The organism is Oenococcus kitaharae (assembly GCF_025758695.1).
GTDB lineage: Bacteria > Bacillota > Bacilli > Lactobacillales > Lactobacillaceae > Oenococcus > Oenococcus kitaharae_A.
This window is the reverse complement of record NZ_JANJQP010000002.1, coordinates 139,497-157,559: the sequence shown is the minus strand read 5'-3', so window position 1 is coordinate 157,559 and position 18,063 is coordinate 139,497. Positions and strand designations below refer to the sequence as shown.

Annotated in this window: 19 protein-coding genes and 1 riboswitch; of the genes, 9 read left to right on the top strand and 10 right to left on the bottom strand. The window is 42.3% G+C overall.

The features are described from left to right. Nucleotides 1–7 precede the first annotated feature (7 nt). The 5 genes from NRF22_RS04185 to NRF22_RS04165 all read right to left on the bottom strand — a co-directional run bounded on the left by NRF22_RS04185 (nucleotide 8) and on the right by NRF22_RS04165 (nucleotide 3,698). Nucleotides 8–802 carry a DUF6681 family protein gene (locus NRF22_RS04185; protein WP_007744728.1) on the bottom strand — a complete coding sequence of 265 codons (795 nt, stop codon included), beginning with the start codon at nucleotides 800–802 and terminating at the stop codon, nucleotides 8–10. Further along, complete coding sequence (locus NRF22_RS04180) at nucleotides 802–1,191, bottom strand: hypothetical protein (protein WP_036593678.1); 390 nt, start codon at nucleotides 1,189–1,191, stop codon at nucleotides 802–804. The genes NRF22_RS04185 and NRF22_RS04180 overlap by 1 nt, the downstream gene beginning before the upstream one ends. A gap of 52 nt (nucleotides 1,192–1,243) precedes the next feature. Then, nucleotides 1,244–2,371: a DUF4097 domain-containing protein gene (locus NRF22_RS04175; RefSeq protein WP_263779384.1), complete on the bottom strand. Its 1,128-nt coding sequence runs from the start codon at nucleotides 2,369–2,371 to the stop codon at nucleotides 1,244–1,246. Continuing rightward, a complete protein-coding gene (locus tag NRF22_RS04170) occupies nucleotides 2,364–2,714 on the bottom strand; it encodes a PadR family transcriptional regulator (RefSeq protein WP_007744732.1) in 351 nt (116 codons plus the stop codon). Before NRF22_RS04170 ends, NRF22_RS04175 begins: the two co-directional genes overlap by 8 nt. A gap of 72 nt (nucleotides 2,715–2,786) precedes the next feature. After that, nucleotides 2,787–3,698: an RluA family pseudouridine synthase gene (locus NRF22_RS04165; protein WP_263779382.1), complete on the bottom strand. Its 912-nt coding sequence runs from the start codon at nucleotides 3,696–3,698 to the stop codon at nucleotides 2,787–2,789. 71 nt (nucleotides 3,699–3,769) lie between these two features. Between NRF22_RS04165 and NRF22_RS04160 the strand changes: the two genes are divergently transcribed. The 6 genes from NRF22_RS04160 to NRF22_RS04135 all read left to right on the top strand — a co-directional run bounded on the left by NRF22_RS04160 (nucleotide 3,770) and on the right by NRF22_RS04135 (nucleotide 9,093). After that, nucleotides 3,770–4,375: an ECF transporter S component gene (locus NRF22_RS04160; protein ID WP_007744734.1), complete on the top strand. Its 606-nt coding sequence runs from the start codon at nucleotides 3,770–3,772 to the stop codon at nucleotides 4,373–4,375. Nucleotides 4,376–4,407: 32 nt separating this feature from the next. Beyond that, nucleotides 4,408–4,501, top strand: a riboswitch (TPP riboswitch). 45 nt (nucleotides 4,502–4,546) lie between these two features. Next, a complete protein-coding gene (locus tag NRF22_RS04155; protein WP_007744736.1) occupies nucleotides 4,547–5,164 on the top strand; it encodes an ECF transporter S component in 618 nt (205 codons plus the stop codon). Beyond that, nucleotides 5,165–6,436 carry an ATP-binding cassette domain-containing protein gene (locus NRF22_RS04150; RefSeq protein ID WP_007744737.1) on the top strand — a complete coding sequence of 424 codons (1,272 nt, stop codon included), beginning with the start codon at nucleotides 5,165–5,167 and terminating at the stop codon, nucleotides 6,434–6,436. Beyond that, the gene (locus NRF22_RS04145; protein WP_007744738.1) at nucleotides 6,433–7,083 is read left to right on the top strand and encodes an energy-coupling factor transporter transmembrane component T family protein; all 651 of its coding nucleotides are present in this window, start codon (nucleotides 6,433–6,435) and stop codon (nucleotides 7,081–7,083) included. The genes NRF22_RS04150 and NRF22_RS04145 overlap by 4 nt, the downstream gene beginning before the upstream one ends. 4 nt (nucleotides 7,084–7,087) lie before the next feature. After that, nucleotides 7,088–8,179, top strand: coding sequence for a YdcF family protein (locus NRF22_RS04140; protein WP_263779381.1), 1,092 nt, complete (start codon nucleotides 7,088–7,090; stop codon nucleotides 8,177–8,179). Further along, a complete protein-coding gene (locus NRF22_RS04135) occupies nucleotides 8,179–9,093 on the top strand; it encodes a magnesium transporter CorA family protein (RefSeq protein WP_263779380.1) in 915 nt (304 codons plus the stop codon). The genes NRF22_RS04140 and NRF22_RS04135 overlap by 1 nt, the downstream gene beginning before the upstream one ends. Nucleotides 9,094–9,117: 24 nt before the next feature. Here the strand turns inward: NRF22_RS04135 and NRF22_RS04130 are convergent, their stop codons facing one another. From NRF22_RS04130 to alr, 4 genes are read right to left on the bottom strand one after another with little or no spacing between them, the layout of a single operon-like run. Further along, entirely contained in the window at nucleotides 9,118–11,304 is a 2,187-nt protein-coding gene (locus NRF22_RS04130; protein ID WP_007744741.1) for an LTA synthase family protein, read from the bottom strand. Nucleotides 11,305–11,340: 36 nt separating this feature from the next. Beyond that, on the bottom strand, nucleotides 11,341–11,805 hold the full coding sequence (locus tag NRF22_RS04125) for a GAF domain-containing protein (RefSeq protein WP_007744742.1): 465 nt from the start codon (nucleotides 11,803–11,805) through the stop codon (nucleotides 11,341–11,343). Then, nucleotides 11,798–12,808, bottom strand: a complete 1,011-nt coding sequence (locus tag NRF22_RS04120; protein WP_263779379.1) for an NAD(P)/FAD-dependent oxidoreductase — start codon at nucleotides 12,806–12,808, stop codon at nucleotides 11,798–11,800. Before NRF22_RS04120 ends, NRF22_RS04125 begins: the two co-directional genes overlap by 8 nt. Next, entirely contained in the window at nucleotides 12,808–13,923 is a 1,116-nt protein-coding gene (gene alr, locus NRF22_RS04115; protein WP_007744745.1) for an alanine racemase, read from the bottom strand. The genes NRF22_RS04120 and alr overlap by 1 nt, the downstream gene beginning before the upstream one ends. 118 nt (nucleotides 13,924–14,041) lie before the next feature. Here alr and NRF22_RS04110 point away from each other — a divergent pair, with 118 nt between their 5' ends. Continuing rightward, the gene (locus tag NRF22_RS04110) at nucleotides 14,042–14,497 is read left to right on the top strand and encodes a GNAT family N-acetyltransferase (RefSeq protein WP_263779378.1); all 456 of its coding nucleotides are present in this window, start codon (nucleotides 14,042–14,044) and stop codon (nucleotides 14,495–14,497) included. A gap of 3 nt (nucleotides 14,498–14,500) precedes the next feature. Here NRF22_RS04110 and NRF22_RS04105 read toward each other — a convergent pair whose 3' ends face one another. Continuing rightward, nucleotides 14,501–15,511 carry a ribose-phosphate diphosphokinase gene (locus NRF22_RS04105; protein WP_007744747.1) on the bottom strand — a complete coding sequence of 337 codons (1,011 nt, stop codon included), beginning with the start codon at nucleotides 15,509–15,511 and terminating at the stop codon, nucleotides 14,501–14,503. 64 nt (nucleotides 15,512–15,575) lie between these two features. On the opposite strand from NRF22_RS04105, the gene rpiA reads away from it, so the two are divergent. Both rpiA and ade read left to right on the top strand, forming a co-directional pair. Next, entirely contained in the window at nucleotides 15,576–16,277 is a 702-nt protein-coding gene (rpiA, locus tag NRF22_RS04100) for a ribose-5-phosphate isomerase RpiA (RefSeq protein WP_263779377.1), read from the top strand. A 56-nt stretch (nucleotides 16,278–16,333) separates the two neighbouring features. Then, nucleotides 16,334–17,998 (top strand): adenine deaminase, encoded by a 1,665-nt coding sequence (gene ade / locus NRF22_RS04095; protein ID WP_028291825.1) that lies wholly within the window; start codon nucleotides 16,334–16,336, stop codon nucleotides 17,996–17,998. The last annotated feature ends 65 nt before the right edge of the window (nucleotides 17,999–18,063 follow it).

Below are 18,063 nucleotides of genomic sequence, written 5' to 3'. Positions count from 1 at the left end.
GGTTTTCTTAAATTTCTCTTTTTTTATAAGCGACTTCAGCCGTGATGTAATTTGCTAACGACACAGCCACAATTTTACTATGGGTCGGATCTAACTGGCGTCCCTGTCCGCCATGGATTACCACCGAGGCTAGCGATAACTGATAACCCTGTAATGCAGTCATTGCATCACTTAGTCCAACCTTAACGATTACACCAATCGGGCGAGCAGAAAACTGATTCATGCCGCCATAGATCAATAAACCGCTGGGCACGTATTTTAAATCAAAATACGGCAGCAGCGTACCCGGATAATTAGCCGATATTGTTTCATGCGCCAGCAGATACCTCTTTATTTGCGAGCGGGAAAAATGACCATAATTCTGTTCAATCAATTTGGCCTGCAGCATTCGCTGATAGAGATTGGATAAGTTTTCTTGTTCTTCTAAACTTGACACAATCACCGTACCCAGCACTTGATCACGTCGATAAAGGCCATTGGCCGGTACAGTTTTCAGAGCAGCTTCTTCTTCAGCTTTATCGCCACCCAAAAAGTGGTCAATCAAAGGCGAAATATCCCATTTAACTGTTTTGTCTGTAAAATAATAAATCATATTCAGCACAGAAAAATACAGCAAGACGACAAAAGCTAATAGGAAAACAATCCCCCAAATCTGACGATTGATGATTAAACGCACACCAACATAAAGGAGGTAAAAGTTAGCGATAAAACCGACGATTGAATAAATACGCCCTCTAGCCTGATTGCGAACACTAAAAAAACCAAGCCATTGATTAATTAAAGCCAGTAAACCAATTCCCATTATTTACCTCCTGCCGGCGGTGTGACAGCTGATGAACTAGTAGTGCTGCTGGCAGCTGGTGCTTTATCAACAGATTGCGAGCTTTCAGACGTACTGCTAGAAGAGCCGCTTGTTTCTGAAGGCGTTTTTTGTGAAGAACTGCTGCTGGACGCTGTGTCTGGCACAGATGAAGAACTGCTGGAAGACAAGTCAGAAGATGACTGCCGATCCGGTCTGGATGAACTCACAGCTGAACTCGTTGACGAACTTTGGCTGGGCGTATAGTTTGTTGGTGCACCACCCTCAGCTGTATGAGTTGTCACATTAGTCACAACATTAACCGCTGATAAAGCAATGATAATCGACACAATAGCCGGGGGTGTTAAAAAAGGCGGAACTCGTTTAGTCATTGATTAAATTATAAGGCGGCTGCAGTTAAACATAAATTAAGTTAAAAAAATTCTAATCAATCACGATTGTGCCCGAAGACACGCGACTGAGCAAGCAATAACTTTTAGCTTCGCCGACAGTACCTAATTTAGCAGAGGATGACTCGATATCATAATCCACTGGTGCGTCAAAAACATCCTTCAAACGAACTGTACCGGTTTTAGCCGATAACTTGAAAGCAAATTCGTCTTGGCTAGGCAAAACAGCTCTAATCATGCCTGACAACGCGGTCAATTTTAAATCACCGGTTACCTTTTTAAAATCAGCACGCACAACCCCCGACGATAGATTGACACTACCGGCACCGGTTATTTTATTCAGGCGTACCGTGCCCGAGGTGGCTTTAATATCATATTTTGCCGTAACATTGTTCAAACGCAGCGTGCCTGATGAAAAATCTGATCCGAAATAATCGGCCAAGCTATCCGAAACAGATAGGCTGCCGGAATGAAAAGAACAGCCGCTTTCTGAAAAGACTGAATTTGAAATCTTCAAGCTGCCGGAATGAAAGGTGAAATTAGCGGCTGCGTGATTTTTAATCCCCTTTACCAGCATGCTGCCGGATCCAAAGTCGCTATTCAATGTACCTTTATAGCTGTTTGGCAATTCAATCAGCAATTTAGGCAGACGCGTCGTAGAAATAAAAACACCAATACTAATCGAGAATTTTTTTTCTGGTAAATGAATATTTAGATCACCGTTTTGGCTGCTGACTTGAACGATCGGATCATCAGCAGTCTGCGGATTTTTATACTGAGTCAGTTTCAATTTGTCTGAATCTGTCGAGATAATTTTTACAGCATCTGAATGGAATTTGAGATTGATTTTTTCAATCTCGTCTAAGGCAAACTCATCTTCGTAGACAACTTCGCTATCCTGTTGACTGAGGAAATGAAAATTGAATTTAAAAGTCCCGTTTCCTTTTTTTTCACCAATTTGATCGATCACTTTTGTCAGATCGCCCATTTGCAAAAATGCTTTGTCAACAGCTTCCTCATCGCTGAGGTGTTCTTTCTGCTGCAAATCTTTGGCACTTTCTTTGACATCATCGAAAATCTCGTCATGCAAATCATCTAAATCAGCAGTTTTTTCATAGCCTGAAAATAGTCTTGTCAGCTTTTTGTTAATTAAGTCATCCATTCTTCTTCTCCTGCAGCAGCGCATCAACAATTTCTTTTGAAAATTCCCAGTCGGTACGGGATCGATTGAGCTCTTTTTTGCCGCTTTCGGTCAAACTGTAGTATTTGCGGCGCCCGCCTTGATTTTCATCATCATTGCCGTAGTAGCTTTTCACAAATCCTTGAGCTGATAAACGGCGAAAAACGGTATACAAAGTGGCTTCGTTGAGTTCGTAACGATCATCAGTTATCTGTTTGATCTGTTTGGAAATCTGGTAACCATAGGAATCTTCAAACTCTAAAACACTTAATACAATCGCACCTGTCAGTCCGCGAATCATATCTTTCGATATTTCTTGAGCCATTGATCCTCCTCATCCTTCATGTATTAATTTACAGCATATTACTATGTGTGTCAAGGTAATGTGTTCAAAAAATTACCTCAAATATAGCTGTCTAGGAAAATCCGCCGGCAGCGGTGAGGTCACACGCCGCAGCTGCTGATAATCAGTAAATAAATCCGGCAATTCAATACTGGCCGAATGCAGCAGCAGGCGTGGATAATCCGGTCCGCCGTATAGTCGATCACCAATTAACGGGTGGCCGATAGCAGCCAGATGAACTCGGATCTGATGCGTCCGTCCGGTTGCCAGCTGAATACGCAGTAAAGTGTTTTGATAGACAACATGCATTTTGACCCAACGCGTCAGCGCCGGCTGTCCCGATGGATCAACAATACGGACATACAGATTTTTCGGATCCTGGGCAATGGGCAGTGTAATAACGCCGTTTGGCTCAGATAAATGGCCTGATACCCAGGCTAAATAGGTTCTTTTAATGATTTTTTTGGCAATCAGCTGATTCAAAACGGCAGCAGCCAGTGGATTTGTAGCAATCAAAACCAAGCCTGAAGTATCAGTATCGATGCGGTGAACCATATAGGCAGAGGCCGGTAGGCCGTGCGATCGACGGCCGGCTAAGGCAGCTTGAACAAAATTCAATAAGGTATCAGTCTCATTGGGTGAGTGCGGATGCATTTTCATTCCAGCTGGTTTATCAACGATGATGCAATCATCGTTTTCATAAACGATTGAAATCTGCTGCAGATTGTTGGACGGATATACCTGCTGTTTCTCTGAAAAATCAGCAGCAGATAATTTAAAACTCAGCTTATCGCCAGCTGCCAATAAAGCTGCTGTCGAAACAGGCTGGCCATTTAAGAAAAGCCGTTTATCCTGCCGCAGCAATCCGCGGACATGCTTGGGGATCAAGAGCAGAGCCAGATACTCTTTGACACTTTTGTTAACAAAATGTTGTGAGATGACAAAATTAAATTGGTAGAATTGCACTATGTTAAAATTTTAGCGCTTCCAGATTTGTGCAGGCGCTTTTTAACATTTAAAGGGATAACGAGGTGCAGATGAAGAGTAAAAATTGGAAAATCAGAGATGTCATTTTAGCAGCATTAGTCGGTGTGGTATTCGGTGCCGTTTATTTTGCCTCAGGCCAGCCATATAACTTGTTTATCAGTATCCTAACGCCTATAGCAACTTTTTTGACCGGCCACTCACTGGCGAGCTCTTTATCGACCTCATTGGTAGCAGCTCAAGTCACAACAGCAGCAACAGTTGGCCTGTTTATGATGGCGGGTCCGATTGCAGCTTTAATTATTAAAAAACCAGGTGCTGCTTTCTTGTCTAATTTGATCGCTTCGGCCGTCGAGATGGTCATCGGGTCATCTTGGGGAATTACAACTCTGCTATGGGGCATCGAACAAGGTGCTGGCATTGAAATCGGTTTTGCCAGTGTCCGCTATCGGCGGCCAATGGCTGGTCTGTGGCTATCTACAATTACCGGCAGTATTGTTAGTTTTGCTTACCACTACTTTGAGCGTTCTTATTACAAATTCGATGTTAATTATGTGCTGATTTTGTTTGTCATTTGGTTTTTGTCGATCTTTGTTTTTGCGGGCCTGATTAATCTATTAATCTTCAGTCTTTTAAAAAGAACCAAACTTGTGCAATAAACTTATGCTAGAATCAATTTAAAAGAGCTGAATACTTCTATCTGGGGTGCTTGCCTATAGCAAGCTGAGAATTACCCATTGAACCTGTAGGTTAGTACCTGCGTAGGGAGATAACAAAAAGAGTCGTTATCTTTCGGCTCTTTTTGTTATTCTTTGGAGGAATTTTATTTTATGACAGCACACACATCAACAAAAAATTGGCGGATCAGGGATGTCATTTTAATCGGCCTGATCGGTGTGATTTTCGGCATTCTGTTTTTTGCTTTCGGTATCCCTTGGAATACCATGGTCAGCTTGAGCGGTCCTTTGGTCAGCTTGGTCTCTGATCAATCACTTGCACAAACCATCGGGGCTTCGCAAATTTCTGAGCAGGTTGCCACAGCAGCGACAATCGGCCTTTGGGTCATGGCCGGCCCGATTGCCGGTATGATTATCAAAAAACCAGGTGCATCCTTGCTTGGAGAAACCTTAGCCGCCACAGTAGAAATGGCGGTTGGATCAGCTTGGGGCATTTCCGATATTCTCAGCGGCCTCATACAAGGGGCGGGTACAGAAGCAGGTTTTGCCCTGACAGGTTATAAACGTCCTTTTGCCGGATTGTGGCTTTCCACATTGACATCAACAGTTATCACTTTCGGATTTACCTATTTTCAGAATTCGTATAACCGTTTTCCTATCAGCTATACTTTGTCACTTTTTGTCATTTCTTACCTATCGATTTTGATTTTCGCCGGTATTGTGGTCTATCTGATCTACACCATTCTAAAGAAAGCTAAACTGATTAAATAAGTGTCGATAATTGATTTTAAAAATCAAAATATTGAAATTGATGGGCAGACGATTTTGCAAAACATCAACTTGAGTATTAACGCGGGTGACTTTATTTTACTTTCTGGGGCTTCAGGCTCCGGCAAGACAACTTTTATTAATGAACTCGTGGCAAAATATGATAAAACTGCAGCACGTGTTTTTCAAAGCCCTGACCAGCAGTTTACAATGGAAACACCTTTTTACGAACTGGTCTTTTTGTTGGAAAATCTGCAATATCCAGCCGATCAGATTGAAAACAAAATTAATCAGATCCTGACGGAGTTTCACCTAGAAAACAAAAAAAACCAACTGGTCGATACCCTATCAGGCGGCGAACAGCAGCGGCTGGCTTTGGCAGAAGCCGTCAATCTAGGTACTCAACTCGTTATTTTAGATGAACCTTTTGCCAGTATCGATCGGCAGAGTATCCGGTTTCTGCTTGCCAAAGTGCAGGAATTGCAGCGGCGGGGTCGGACAATTGTGATAGCTGATCACAATCCTTTAATTTACGACGGACTCGCACAGCGCATTTTTCTATTTGATAAACACACAATTACATCCTTACCAAAAACGGATTTCCGTCAATTCTATGATTCTTTTAAAAGACAGAATCACTTCCATCTAAAAAGTGATTTTCAGTCGGATAGGATTAAAATTGATCGGCTCTCCATCTCTTTTCCCGATCAAATCATTTTTGATCAAGCTTCTGCATTGATACCTGACAAAAGCAGCGTTTTAATTGTTGGTGAAAACGGTACCGGCAAATCGACCTTGTTAAAAGCCATGTCAGGTCTGCAAAAATTTAACGGCAAAATTACTAGCCGCGGAAAAATTTCACTGGCCTTTCAAAATCCTAGCGACAGTTTTTTAAAAATCACGGTTCAAGAAGAACTGTTCTTAAGCCAGCACAAAAGTTTCCATGAAGCAATGGCTCCCGCCGCCATAGAAGATTGGCTGACGCGTTTATCTTTAAAGGATCGCCTGGATGCTTCAGTTTACACATTATCCGGTGGGGAAAAGAAAAAACTGCAACTTCTGTTGCTTGTGATTCAATCTCCCGACACCATTCTCTTGGATGAGCCTTTTGCCGGACTAGATCAAAAATCTGTCCTTGATTTGATTGCGTTGTTAAAAACTTCAGCGGCTACGAAAATTTTTATTAGTCATCAATTGTTCGCCATGGATCAAATTATTGACCATGCTTATCAAATTCAAGATCATAAACTCATCAGATTGGCGGAATTATCATGAGAGCGTCCTTAAAATTCCTTCTTGTTCTTGCGCTTGCAATTGAGCTGGCCTTTGTGAGGTCTTTATGGCTGAACCTAGCCATCACGGCATGTGCCTTAATCTACGTTATTTATAAGAAAATTTCTTTTAAAAGAATTCTTTGGTTAATTATTGTCGGTATTCTCCCTTTTGTCGGGGGCTGGTTTATGTATTACACCATGAGCCCAGACCACTCAAAAACCTTTGCTTGGATTATGGCGACGCGTGTGTACGCCTATATTTTTCTCGGTAGTGTGCTAGCCTTCAGCCAGTCGATGACCGCTTTAATGCGTGGTTTTGAACAAGACTTGCATGTCAATCCGACTTTTGTTTATGGAATTTTAGGGGCCTTGAATTTCTTGCCAAAAATGACCCGTCAAATTAAGATCATTCGTGCATCTGCCAAAATGCGTGGTGTGCGTTTAACTGTCTTTTCCCCGCAGTTATATGTAAAAGCCATTTATAATTCATTTGTCTGGTCAAACAATCTCAGTCAGGCTATGTATGCCCACGGTTTTTTGGAAGGGAAGAAACGCAGCCATTATCATCATGAATCAATTCATGCTAAAGAAATTTACCTATTTATTCTGATTCTTGTCCTAAGTATTTTAATTGCATTGATAAAATGAACTTGTGTTCAAACAGTTGCAAACAATTCTTTTAAGTAGCGGCATTAATCCTGTCATACCGCTAGGGTTGGCGCTGATTTTTCTGCTCTTAGCAGTTTTTGTCTCGCACCTCAATCGCTATTCTCTCAAGTGCGGCTGGTTTTTAAACTTATCCCTTTATTCTCTGCTGGTTTTTTTCCTGTTGGCCTCGGCTGATCGGGGGTTGCTGGCCTTTACTGTCGTTTCAATTGCTATCGGCATACTCGCAGCTGCCATTATCGGCCTAGCCCTCTATTCCGCACTAACGCTGGTTGCTTGGAGCTTTAGGCTATCAGCCAACAAGAAATACCGCTCACGATATCATTTCGCGACCGATTTGGTTATTTTCATTTTTACAGTCATCTGTATACTGCTAATCATGGATTTTTTCCAGATCAAACTGCCAGCTGCTTGGGCAGCGTTGCTTGCCTTTGCCCCGCTATTTACGATTTATTTAGCTTTTGTATTCGCTAATTTTCTAACACAGACATTTTTAATTAATTGGCAGGGCCATCGTGCCGCCAGGCAAGCTGGCAGCTATGATTATGTGATTATCTTGGGAGCTGGATTAATCAACGGCAAGCAAATTTCTGCCAGCTTGGCCCAGCGCATCAAAACAGTCATCTTTTTTGCACAAAATCACGGACAAGCAATAATTATTGCTTCTGGCGGAAAAGGCAGCGATGAAAAACTCAGTGAGGCGGCGGCCATCGGCCAGGAACTACTCAAGGCTGGTTACCCGAAAAATAAAATTCGTTACGAAAATTCATCCACGAACACACGTGAAAACTTTAAAAATTCCCTGCAGCTCATTAGCCAAGAACATCATAATAGTGAATCACTACAGCTGGCCTTTGTTAGTAACTCTTATCATTTGACCAGGGCCGCATACCTTGCCAAAAAACAAAAAATCAAAATCACGGCCATTCCGGCAAAAACGCCTAAAAATTATATCGCTTCCGGATGGTTTCGAGAATTTGCTGCCATGCTGTTGATAAAAAAACGTCAACAGATGGTCGTGCTATTATTGTTCTTGTTTGCCAGTTTATTTTTGGCGATGTTAATCTGGTTTTTCTAATGCTGAAAACACATCAAATAAATACAAAATTGATTTGGTACGAGGTGCAAGATCCCAGCCAAGCAGAACAGGATCAATTAATCAAACTGGGCGTGACCCGTGAGATGCTTTTTTATGCCTTGGATCCAAATGAATCGGCCCGTACTGAAATCGATTCGGTTAGCGGAAATTCACTGATTGTCTTTGATATTATCACACCCAATTCCCGCTTGGCTGCCACAGAGCCAGTTGGCATGCTGATTGATAAAAAAGGCAATTTTTATACCATTGCTCGTTCGACAACGACCAGAATTTCTGAAAAACTGTTTGCTACAGCCAGGGAAAATTATCCCGACAAAAGCCATTTGACAGCAATAGATATCTTTTTAAATACCAGTTCAGTTTTAATTGCAGAATACATCAGCACAATTACAACCGTGAACCGGCGGCGGAACGTCATTCAATCTAATCTCAGACAAAAAATTCAATCTGGTGCCATTTCATCTTTAATGGAATTGGAAACACAAATGATTTATATGCTGGATTCTTTGAGAACTGATCGGACAGCCATTTCACGACTGCAAGCCTATTTGGGCGGTCAGGTAGATGATCGGCAAAAAGAATACTTTGCCGATGTCCTCGTGGAAAACACACAAGCGGTCGATATGGCCAATCAAGCGGCTGAAGTCATTGGAGCCATTTCGGGTGCCTATACCAATTTGAACAATCAGCGTTTGGACAAGTCATTAAGAATTTTGACAATGCTGCAAGCATTAATGGCTGTACCGACAATTGTGACAGGCTTTTACGGGATGAATATGAAACTGCCCTTTACGAATATGCCCTATTCTTGGCTGCTGACTTTTGCAATTACAGGACTATTAATCATTGTCGAAATCTATATTTTAATCAAAGCACATTTCTTCGACCGCTAAAAAAGACGTCTTACGGCGTCTTTTTTATTTCGTCCGTCCTGCCGAATCATCAGGATTGTGATACTGGATTCGAGCCCAATTAGAAGGCTTAAAATATTGTTCTGGTGCATCAGTCTTATAGAGGCTAGCTGTGGTTTTATCATTATTTTTCGACCAAAGAGAAGTGGACTTTTTGCCTAAAATACGATTTTGCCTATTCAATTGCTGGCGTGTGTTGCGGATACCATAGTCATATCTTTTAGGATCAACATCTGTAAAACCTTGAGGGTGATAAAAACGCATCAAATCTTTATAGGTTAATTGGTCTGACAAAGACAGTTCGTCGCTGACTTGGTCTTGCCATTTTTTCACTTGGTTAGCAAGTTTTGGTAACATGGTTTTTTCGTCAATCGGCTGTCCACTGGCATTGTCCCATAATTTTCCGCCAGTATAAGTATATTTGGGTGTCACAAAATCCTGATCACGAAAGGCCACTAACTGTTGATGCTGCTTGCTAAGCAGATCCTGACCAAATTGGAGATAACGTTTGTTGGATATTCCCAATAAATGTTCCAAAGTTGGTAAGGCATCTATCTCACCACCGTAGGTTGGATCGATGTGCCCGACTTTACTGCCCGGAATATCAATCATATAAGGTACACGCTGCAATTGCGCGTCGTCGTTTGCTGTCCAGGTTGCTGGATCGCGGCCGAAAACAGTGGCTAAGGTTTTATTTTCCGAATTTGAAATGCCGTAATGGTCACCGTACAAAACAATGATGGATTTTTTCAAAAGGCCGGCTTTGTCCAAATAAGCATAAAATTCTTTGATAGATTGATCCAAATAATGGTTCGTTAAAAAGTAATTATCAATAATCGGATCGCCGGTCGCGGTTGTCTGGAATTTAGGGTCTTGATCAATTTTATCGAGTTGAAACGGATAATGGTTAGTCACAGTCAGGTATTTAACGTAAAAGGGCTGCTGCATTTTTTCCAGATACGGAACGGAATCCTTAAAAAGGAGCTTATCTTTCAGACCCCAGCCCTCCGATTTATACCCGCTAACATCGAAATAAGAGGCGTCAAGAAAATGCTGATAGCCTAGTGATTTATAAACGACATTCCGGTTCCAAAAAGAAGCAACGTTTCCATGAAAAACGGCTGTTGAATAGCCCCTGCGCTGATTGATGATAGCTGGCATAGCCTGAAAGGTATTGGTTGCATATTTGTTAAATAGTGATCCCGTCGGCAGGCCGAATGTCGATGTTTCTAACATATTTTCCGCGTCTGAAGTTTTCCCTTGTCCTACCTGGTGGAAAAAATTGGAAAAAGCGATTGTATCTTTGCCGTGGTAAAGGGAATTCAAAAAAGGTGTGACTTCCTGACCATTAATTTTCAAATCGATTGCAAACTGCTGAAAGGATTCCAAATGGATATAAATAACGTTGCGTCCTTTGGCAATTCCGAAATATTTCTTGTTCGGTTTGGCGTAATGTGATCGAATAAATTGTTTAATTGGATTTAAATCGCTTGGTTTAGCAGAATTTCTCAGGGTATTGATCTGCACAGTATTAATCGCGTCTTGTACCGTGTAAAAATTGATTCCCATGTATTTCACAAAATATGTATCATCAAAACCACGTGTCAGCAATTGTGGACGCGAGCAGTCAGCTAAAAATAAATTAAAACATAAAGCCAAAAAACCTAAAGACAAAGCTAGAAAAGAGTGTTGCTTGCTCACTGATTTTTCCTGCATCCTAACTCGTCTCAATAGCAGCAAAACGATGATAACGATCAGGTCCAGCCAGTAAAATGGATCCTGAAAATGCATGAGAGACAAAGATGCGCTCCCAAGGCCTTGGTTCACTTTGGAATAGCCCAGCATCACATTAACTGATACAAAACTAGTCATTTCTCGATAGTAAATACAGTTAATATACAAAAGGAGCGTCAGCAGTGCGTCAACGCTCAAAGCCGTGATATAGAAAGGCAGTTTGTGCTTAATGAATGAAACAAGTGAAAAGATAATGATCATCGTGGCCAGAGGATTAATGATCATAATAAAAAATTGGAAAGGATCAGCCGCACCAAGACCGGCAAAATCTGAAAAGTAGGCTAATAACGTTTTTGCCCAAAAAAATAAGGTCAGCAGCCATAGGAAGGCAGCGCGACTACGATTAGGATTGAAACGATTAATAATATGGCCGGCAAAAATTTTGAGAGCTGAAGTCATTGTTTATCATTATAACGCCGAACAAAAAGACGGGTATTAAATGTGGGCAATCAAAGTTGCTGAAAAGTCATGTAAATCCATCTTAATTTGCTCATCAAAACGGTTGATTGTTGTCGAATCAATGTCCATCACACCGATTTTTTGGCCATCAGCTTTTGTCAGCGGCAAGACAATTTCGGCATTCGAGGCTGGATCACATGCAATATGTCCGGCAAACTGATGAACGTTCGGTACAATGATAATCTGTTGTTTGGCGAATGCGGTCCCTACAACGCCCTTTCCTTGGGCAATCCGCGGAGTGGCCGGCAGGCCTTGAAAGGGGCCTAGGACTAAATCACCATCCTCCTTAGAAAACAGATAAAAACCGGCCCAGTTAATGTCCTCGACAAATTGGAATAATACAGCTGCCGCATTGGCCAAATTGGCCGTCGTATCCTTTTCGTCTTCGTAAGCGGCCAAAAATACTTTGCTTAAAGTTGTATCAGCTTTTAATTCAGTCATGAAATTCTCCTAGATTCAAACTTGTGGAATGGGCTGGGCCGCCGCGTTCGGGATCAAAATAATTAACAGCCGAGTTGACGGCTGTTGGTACTTCGCCAAAACCGCTGGCGATAATATCCGCTTTTCCGGCATAACTGCTGGCATCCCCGACCGCAAAAATGCCTGGGATTGAGGTCATTTGTGTGGGATCAGTCACAAAACCATTGTTAATTTTGACTGGCAGCGTCTCCCATAAGTCCAAGCTGGCCGATGAGGCAGTAAATCCATACCCAACAATCAATTGATCGGTCACAATAGTCTGCAAGCGGTCATCGTCAATATTCTGCATTTGAATTGCCAAACGACCGTCTGATATTTGAAGACCGACAATTTTATTAGGCGTTTCAAAAGTTGCCAGCGGGTTTTGCTGTAATTTGGTAATTGAGGATTCTAGCGCTCTGAAGCGATCCCGACGATGAATCAGATGTACCTGTTTATCGTGCTCGATTAATTCCAGTGCATAATCGACTGCTGTATTGCCGCCGCCGACCACAGTGAAATCCTGATATGGGCTTTTAGCCAGATTCGGCAGCAGATATCGCATCCTGCCGGCTTGGAACATTTCCTCAGCACCGGGTACAGACAATTTACGGGGGCTAAAAGAACCATTTCCGCTGGCAATGATGACTGATTTAGCTGTAATCAAAGCATGATTATTAATTTCTAATTCAAATTGACTATCTTGTTTTCTTAAATTCGTGACATTGGAGTTCAAAAAAGTTTTGCCATCAATCAAATTAGCCTGCTCCTGTAATTTTTTGACAAGATCACGGCCAGAAATACCGGGAAAACCAGCCACATCCAAAATATTTTTCTCAGGATAAAGAGCTGTAATCTGCCCGCCCAATTGCGGTGTCGCTTCAATCAAAGCCGTTTTCAATTCACGCAGACCGGCATAATATTGCGCAAAAAGACCCACTGGGCCAGCACCAATTATTGCAAGATCAAATAAATCGTTTGCCATTAATCCACCACGATTCTTTTCAAACGGTCCGAGAAAGCAACTGTAATTTTCCAAGGCGGCACACCTGAATGCTTATGCAGATCATATAAGGTATTTTCTTCGCTGCCATCTTTGCCGATCAAAGTCACTTCGGTCCCGATTGGATATTCTTTTGGCAGCAAAACCATCATCTGATCCATTGCAACCTGGCCTATTTGTCGGCAGCGCTGGCCATCAATCAGAAGCGAAAAGTCCTGATATTCAGCCAGCCAGCCATCCCCGTATCCAATCGGAATCGTGCCGATCCAACTGTCTTTATCTGTCACAAATTTAGATCCATAACTAATGCCTTCGCCGGCGGGAATTTTCTTGACAAAATTCAAAGCTGATTTTAATTGAAAAACAGCCTTTAATTTGTCGATTGGGCCAAGTTCTCCCTCTGAAGGCTCTACGCCGTAAACCACTGTGCCAACCCGCGCAATGTTGTTGCATCCAGGCAATTCATCGGCGTGATACATAGCCGCGCCTGAATTCATGACGTGCACAAATTCAGGCATCGGCAAACCCTTTGTCATATCATACCAGCGCTGCTTCTGTTTTTGAAAATAACGATCATCAGCATTATCCGAACTGGCAAAATGCGTATAAATCCCCTGATACTTAAAATGGTCCTCATGTGCTTTTAAATAATCAATTTCATCCTGCAGCGCCTGTCTGTCGCGAACCCCAATCCGGTTCATGCCTGTATCGACAGCTAAGTTGGCTGCCAAACACTGATCACCTAACAACTTGTCTGCCTGCTTTAACCAATCCAAAGAAGGCACAGTTGTTAAAAAACCGTACTTAGCGGCCAGAGGCGCGTCTGCAACATCTGTCGGCCCTAAAATGAGGATGAAATCGTTCAAACCCGCTTTACGAATCGCGATACCCTCATCAATCTCAGCCACGGCCAGACCATCGATTCCTGCTTGTTTGGCTAATTTTGACACCAAAAGCAGCCCATGCCCATAAGCATTAGACTTGACTGCCAGCCATAATAATTTGGCACCAGAGACTTTTTTTACATATTGAACGTTATAAGCCAGAGCAGATTTGGAAAATTCCAAACGAGTCGGCCGATGTATCGCTTCTACCATAAGGGCAATTATATAATGAAGCCGTCTTTTTTTCTAAAATTTATTAACAATCCAAACAATTTTCAGCCTTGTATAAGACCATTTTAGATTTTGTAAAACAGCCTATAATTAAGTGATTATGTCAGATAACGAAAAATTAATTATTGCCAGCCTGTTCGGACCTGGCAAAGTTCTTGATGATGCTATGAAAATCCGCCGGGCTGTCTTTATGCTGGAAGAAAATGTCAGTCCAGCAGACGAGATAGACGGGCAAGATGGCCATTGTCTGCATTATGTCGGCTATGTGCAGGACTGGCAGCCGGCCACGACCAGCAGAATTTACACAGTGAATCATGATAGCTGGCACATTGGGCGTGTTGCAACTTTCAAAAATTTTCGTGGAAAAGGATTTGCCAGCCAATTATTGAAACAGATTGAAATCGACGCCAAAAAACAACATATAAAAAAACTTGAGCTGGAGGCTCAAGTTCATGCAATTTCTTTTTATGAAAATTTAGGATACGCCGCCTATGGCGACATCTTTTTGGATGCTAACATTCAGCACCGCAAGATGCAAAAAATACTGACAGCCTAAAACTTAATCGCTTTCAAATCCGCGGTGGTATCTATTTTGAAATAATGGGCTGACGCTGCCGTTTTCTTGGACAGCCGTGATGGCTCTAGCAAACAAATCATCGGCGCTGACAATCTGCAGCTTGTCAAAACGCTTGGATTCTGGAATATCAATCGAATCGGTCACGATCACGTGATCAAAATCAGAATGCTGCAGTAATTGCGGTGCATCGCCCGATAGCAAGGCATGGCTGGCAACAACAATAATCTTCTTGGCACCCTTTGCTCTTAACAATTTGGCACCTTCAACAATCGTATGCCCTGTATCGATCATATCGTCAATGATGATGGCGGTCTTCCCATCGACGTCTCCGATTAAATTCAAAACTTCGACCGTGTTCTTCTTATCAACAGGACGGCGCTTATCAATCACAGCATAAGAATCCGGCAGACCCAAAAACTGGTTCAGTTCCCTAGCTCGACGGACACCGCCATGGTCTGGTGAAACAACAACTGAATTTTCTGGATCAATCAAGTGGTTTGATAATAAATAATCAGCCAAGATTGGTGCACCCATTAAATGATCGACAGGAATATCAAAAAATCCTTGAATTTGAGATGCGTGCAGGTCAAAGGCGATCACACGTGTGGCACCAGCTTGTTCCAGATGATCGGCAATAATACGTGCAGCAATTGATTCTCGACTGCGCGCCTTTCGATCCTGCCTAGCATAACCGTAATAAGGCATCACAATGTTAATTGCATGAGCCGAAGCTCGTCTCAAAGCATCAACCGCGATGAATAATTCCATAATGTTGTCATTTACGCTGGCGTGCGGTGAAGCAGCCGTTGGTGCGATCACGAAGACATTGTCTCCGCGTACCGAATTATTAATGTTCAAGCGAATTTCACCATCCGCGAATCGATCCAAATTAACATCGGCCAAAGGCTGATGCAGACGTTTTGCGATTTTCTCAGCCAGCGGCAGATTGGCAGAAAGTGCCATTAAAACCATGCGATGTTCATTAGCAGTCATATATTAAAGCCCCTCTGTTTTTAAGTATATCAGCCAATTAAAGGGAAAGACTATAATGTAAAATATGAACGAGGAACTTCAAAATAAATTAAAAAAGGCCGCTGCAGTTCGAGTAGCCGATTACGTGAAAGACGGTATGATAGTCGGCCTTGGCAGTGGTTCGACTGTCCGGATGCTTGTCGATGAACTTGGCCAGCGTGTTCAAGAAGAGGGTCTGCAATTCACAGCCGTTGCCACTTCCATTTTAACTGCGACGCAAGCTAAAAAATTAGGTATCAAGGTTGTTGATTTGGATTCAGTTGACAGTATTGATCTCACGATAGACGGTGCTGATCAAGTGGACAGCAATTTTAACGGTATCAAAGGCGGCGGCGGCAACTTGCTGTGGGAGAAAATCGTTGCCATCAATTCCAAAAAAATTGTCTGGGTAGTCGATGAATCTAAAATTGTCGACACAATTGGTGCCTTTCCTTTGGCGGTCGACGTAATTCCATTTGGCAGCCAGCATGTTCTCGCAAAATTCAACCAGGCAGGTTTTGAGCCGGTGATTCGAAAAGATCAAGCGGGCCATGTATTTAAAACAGACTCCAATAATATTATTTTGGATTTGCATCTGCACAAGATCACACAACCAGTCGAACTGGCAGATGAATTAATCAAAACTGTTGGCGTGGTTGAACACGGCCTTTTCCTTAATATGGTTAGCGAAGTTGTTGTCGGTAAAGAAAGCGGCCCAGAAGTATTAGTTAACCCGAATCTTGGTTAGTTTAGCTTACAAAGACTTTCTTTTTCGCTTTTTGTTATGTCATAATGGTTGCCAATATGGGAAAGCAAGTTGACTTACACATTTTTAACGCCAAAATTTTGGATGTCTTTAACCAAAAATTTGAAGATACAGATTTATGGATTGATCATGGAGCTGTCTATTTCCGTGGTAAATCAGAAAAACTAACAGCTGCTCACGATTTTGACGCAGAAGGCAAATATATTGTGCCAGGTTTGATAGATGCTCATTTACACATCGAATCATCACTTTTGGCACCATCAGAATTAGCCAAACTAGAATTAGCGCACGGTGTCACTCGAATTTTCGCCGACCCGCATGAAATAGGGTCTGTCTCGGGTGTCTCTGGGCTTTTTTATATGATTGAAGAAGCCAGAAATACGCCTCTGCATATTCACTACATGCTGCCAAGTTCGGTTCCAGCCACAAATTTCGAACACGCAGGTGCTGTTTTACACGCCGATGCCTTAAAACCTTTTTACGGTTTCCCAGAAATCAATGGTTTAGCCGAGGTCATGGATTTTCCAGCCGTAGAAAACCAAGATCCAGACATGTTACAAAAAATTAAAGATGCTCAAGCAGCAGGCCACCACGCCGATGGACACGGGTCAGGCTTAACGCGTGAACAATTAGCTGTTTACAGAGCTGTCGGAATTGACACCGATCACGAAAGCACATCCGGCAAGGAAGCCTTAGAAAGAATCCAATCCGGTATGAAGGTTTTTATCCGTGAAGGAACTGTTGAACGCGATGAAAAATCAATTCTACCGGTTGTCCATAAAAACAATCAGTCCTATTTCTCTTTTTGCACGGATGATAAATCCGCGATTGATGTTCAAAAAGAAGGATCAATCGACAATAACGTCCGTTTAGCAATTGATGAAGGTATTCCAGCTGAAAGAGCTTTTACAATTGCCAGTTATAATGCCGCCGTGGCACAACATTTGGAAAATGTCGGTGCGCTGACAGACGGCTATATTGCCGACTTAGTCTTGACGTCAGATCCCAAGAATTTCCAGGCCGAGAAAGTCATGACCGCCGGTAAATGGGTAGACAAACTCGATTCCAAAGTATTGACTTTTACCAGTCCGGCTATCAATGCACATCTAACTCTGGATGATCTCAAACTGCCTTTAAAAAGTGATCGCGCTCACGTCATTAATGTCCAGCCTCATCACATTACAACGCAGCATACTGTGGAGACCGTTTCTCGTGATGAAACAGGTAATTTTGTTGCCGATGAGGACTATGCAAAAATTGTCGTGGCCGAACGCTACCATAATTTAGGTCATGGATTGGGTATTATTCACGGCTTTAATCTTAAAGAAGGTGCAATCGGATCAACCATTGCTCACGATTCACATAACATGATTATCGCTGGTGTTGATGACAAGGCTATGATTATCGCCTACGATCGCTTAAAGCGCATGGGCGGCGGCTTGATTTTGGTTAACAAAGATGGTTTTGCTCGTGAACTACCTCTTGAAATTGGGGGCTTAATGTCTAATAAGCCGTACCAAGAAGTGATTGATAAACAAAAGAAACTGCTATCGGCATTCAAAGACATATCAGATGATATTAATTTTGATCCTTTCCTCACGCTCTCTTTCATGGCTCTGCCAGTTATTCCAAGCTTAAAGATCACGGATCAAGGCCTCTTCGATGTTGACCAATTCAAGTTTATTGATATTAATGCCGACTAAAAGATTGTCAACACAACATATATGATCATAGAAAAAGCTCACACAACATTGAGTGCGAGCTTTTT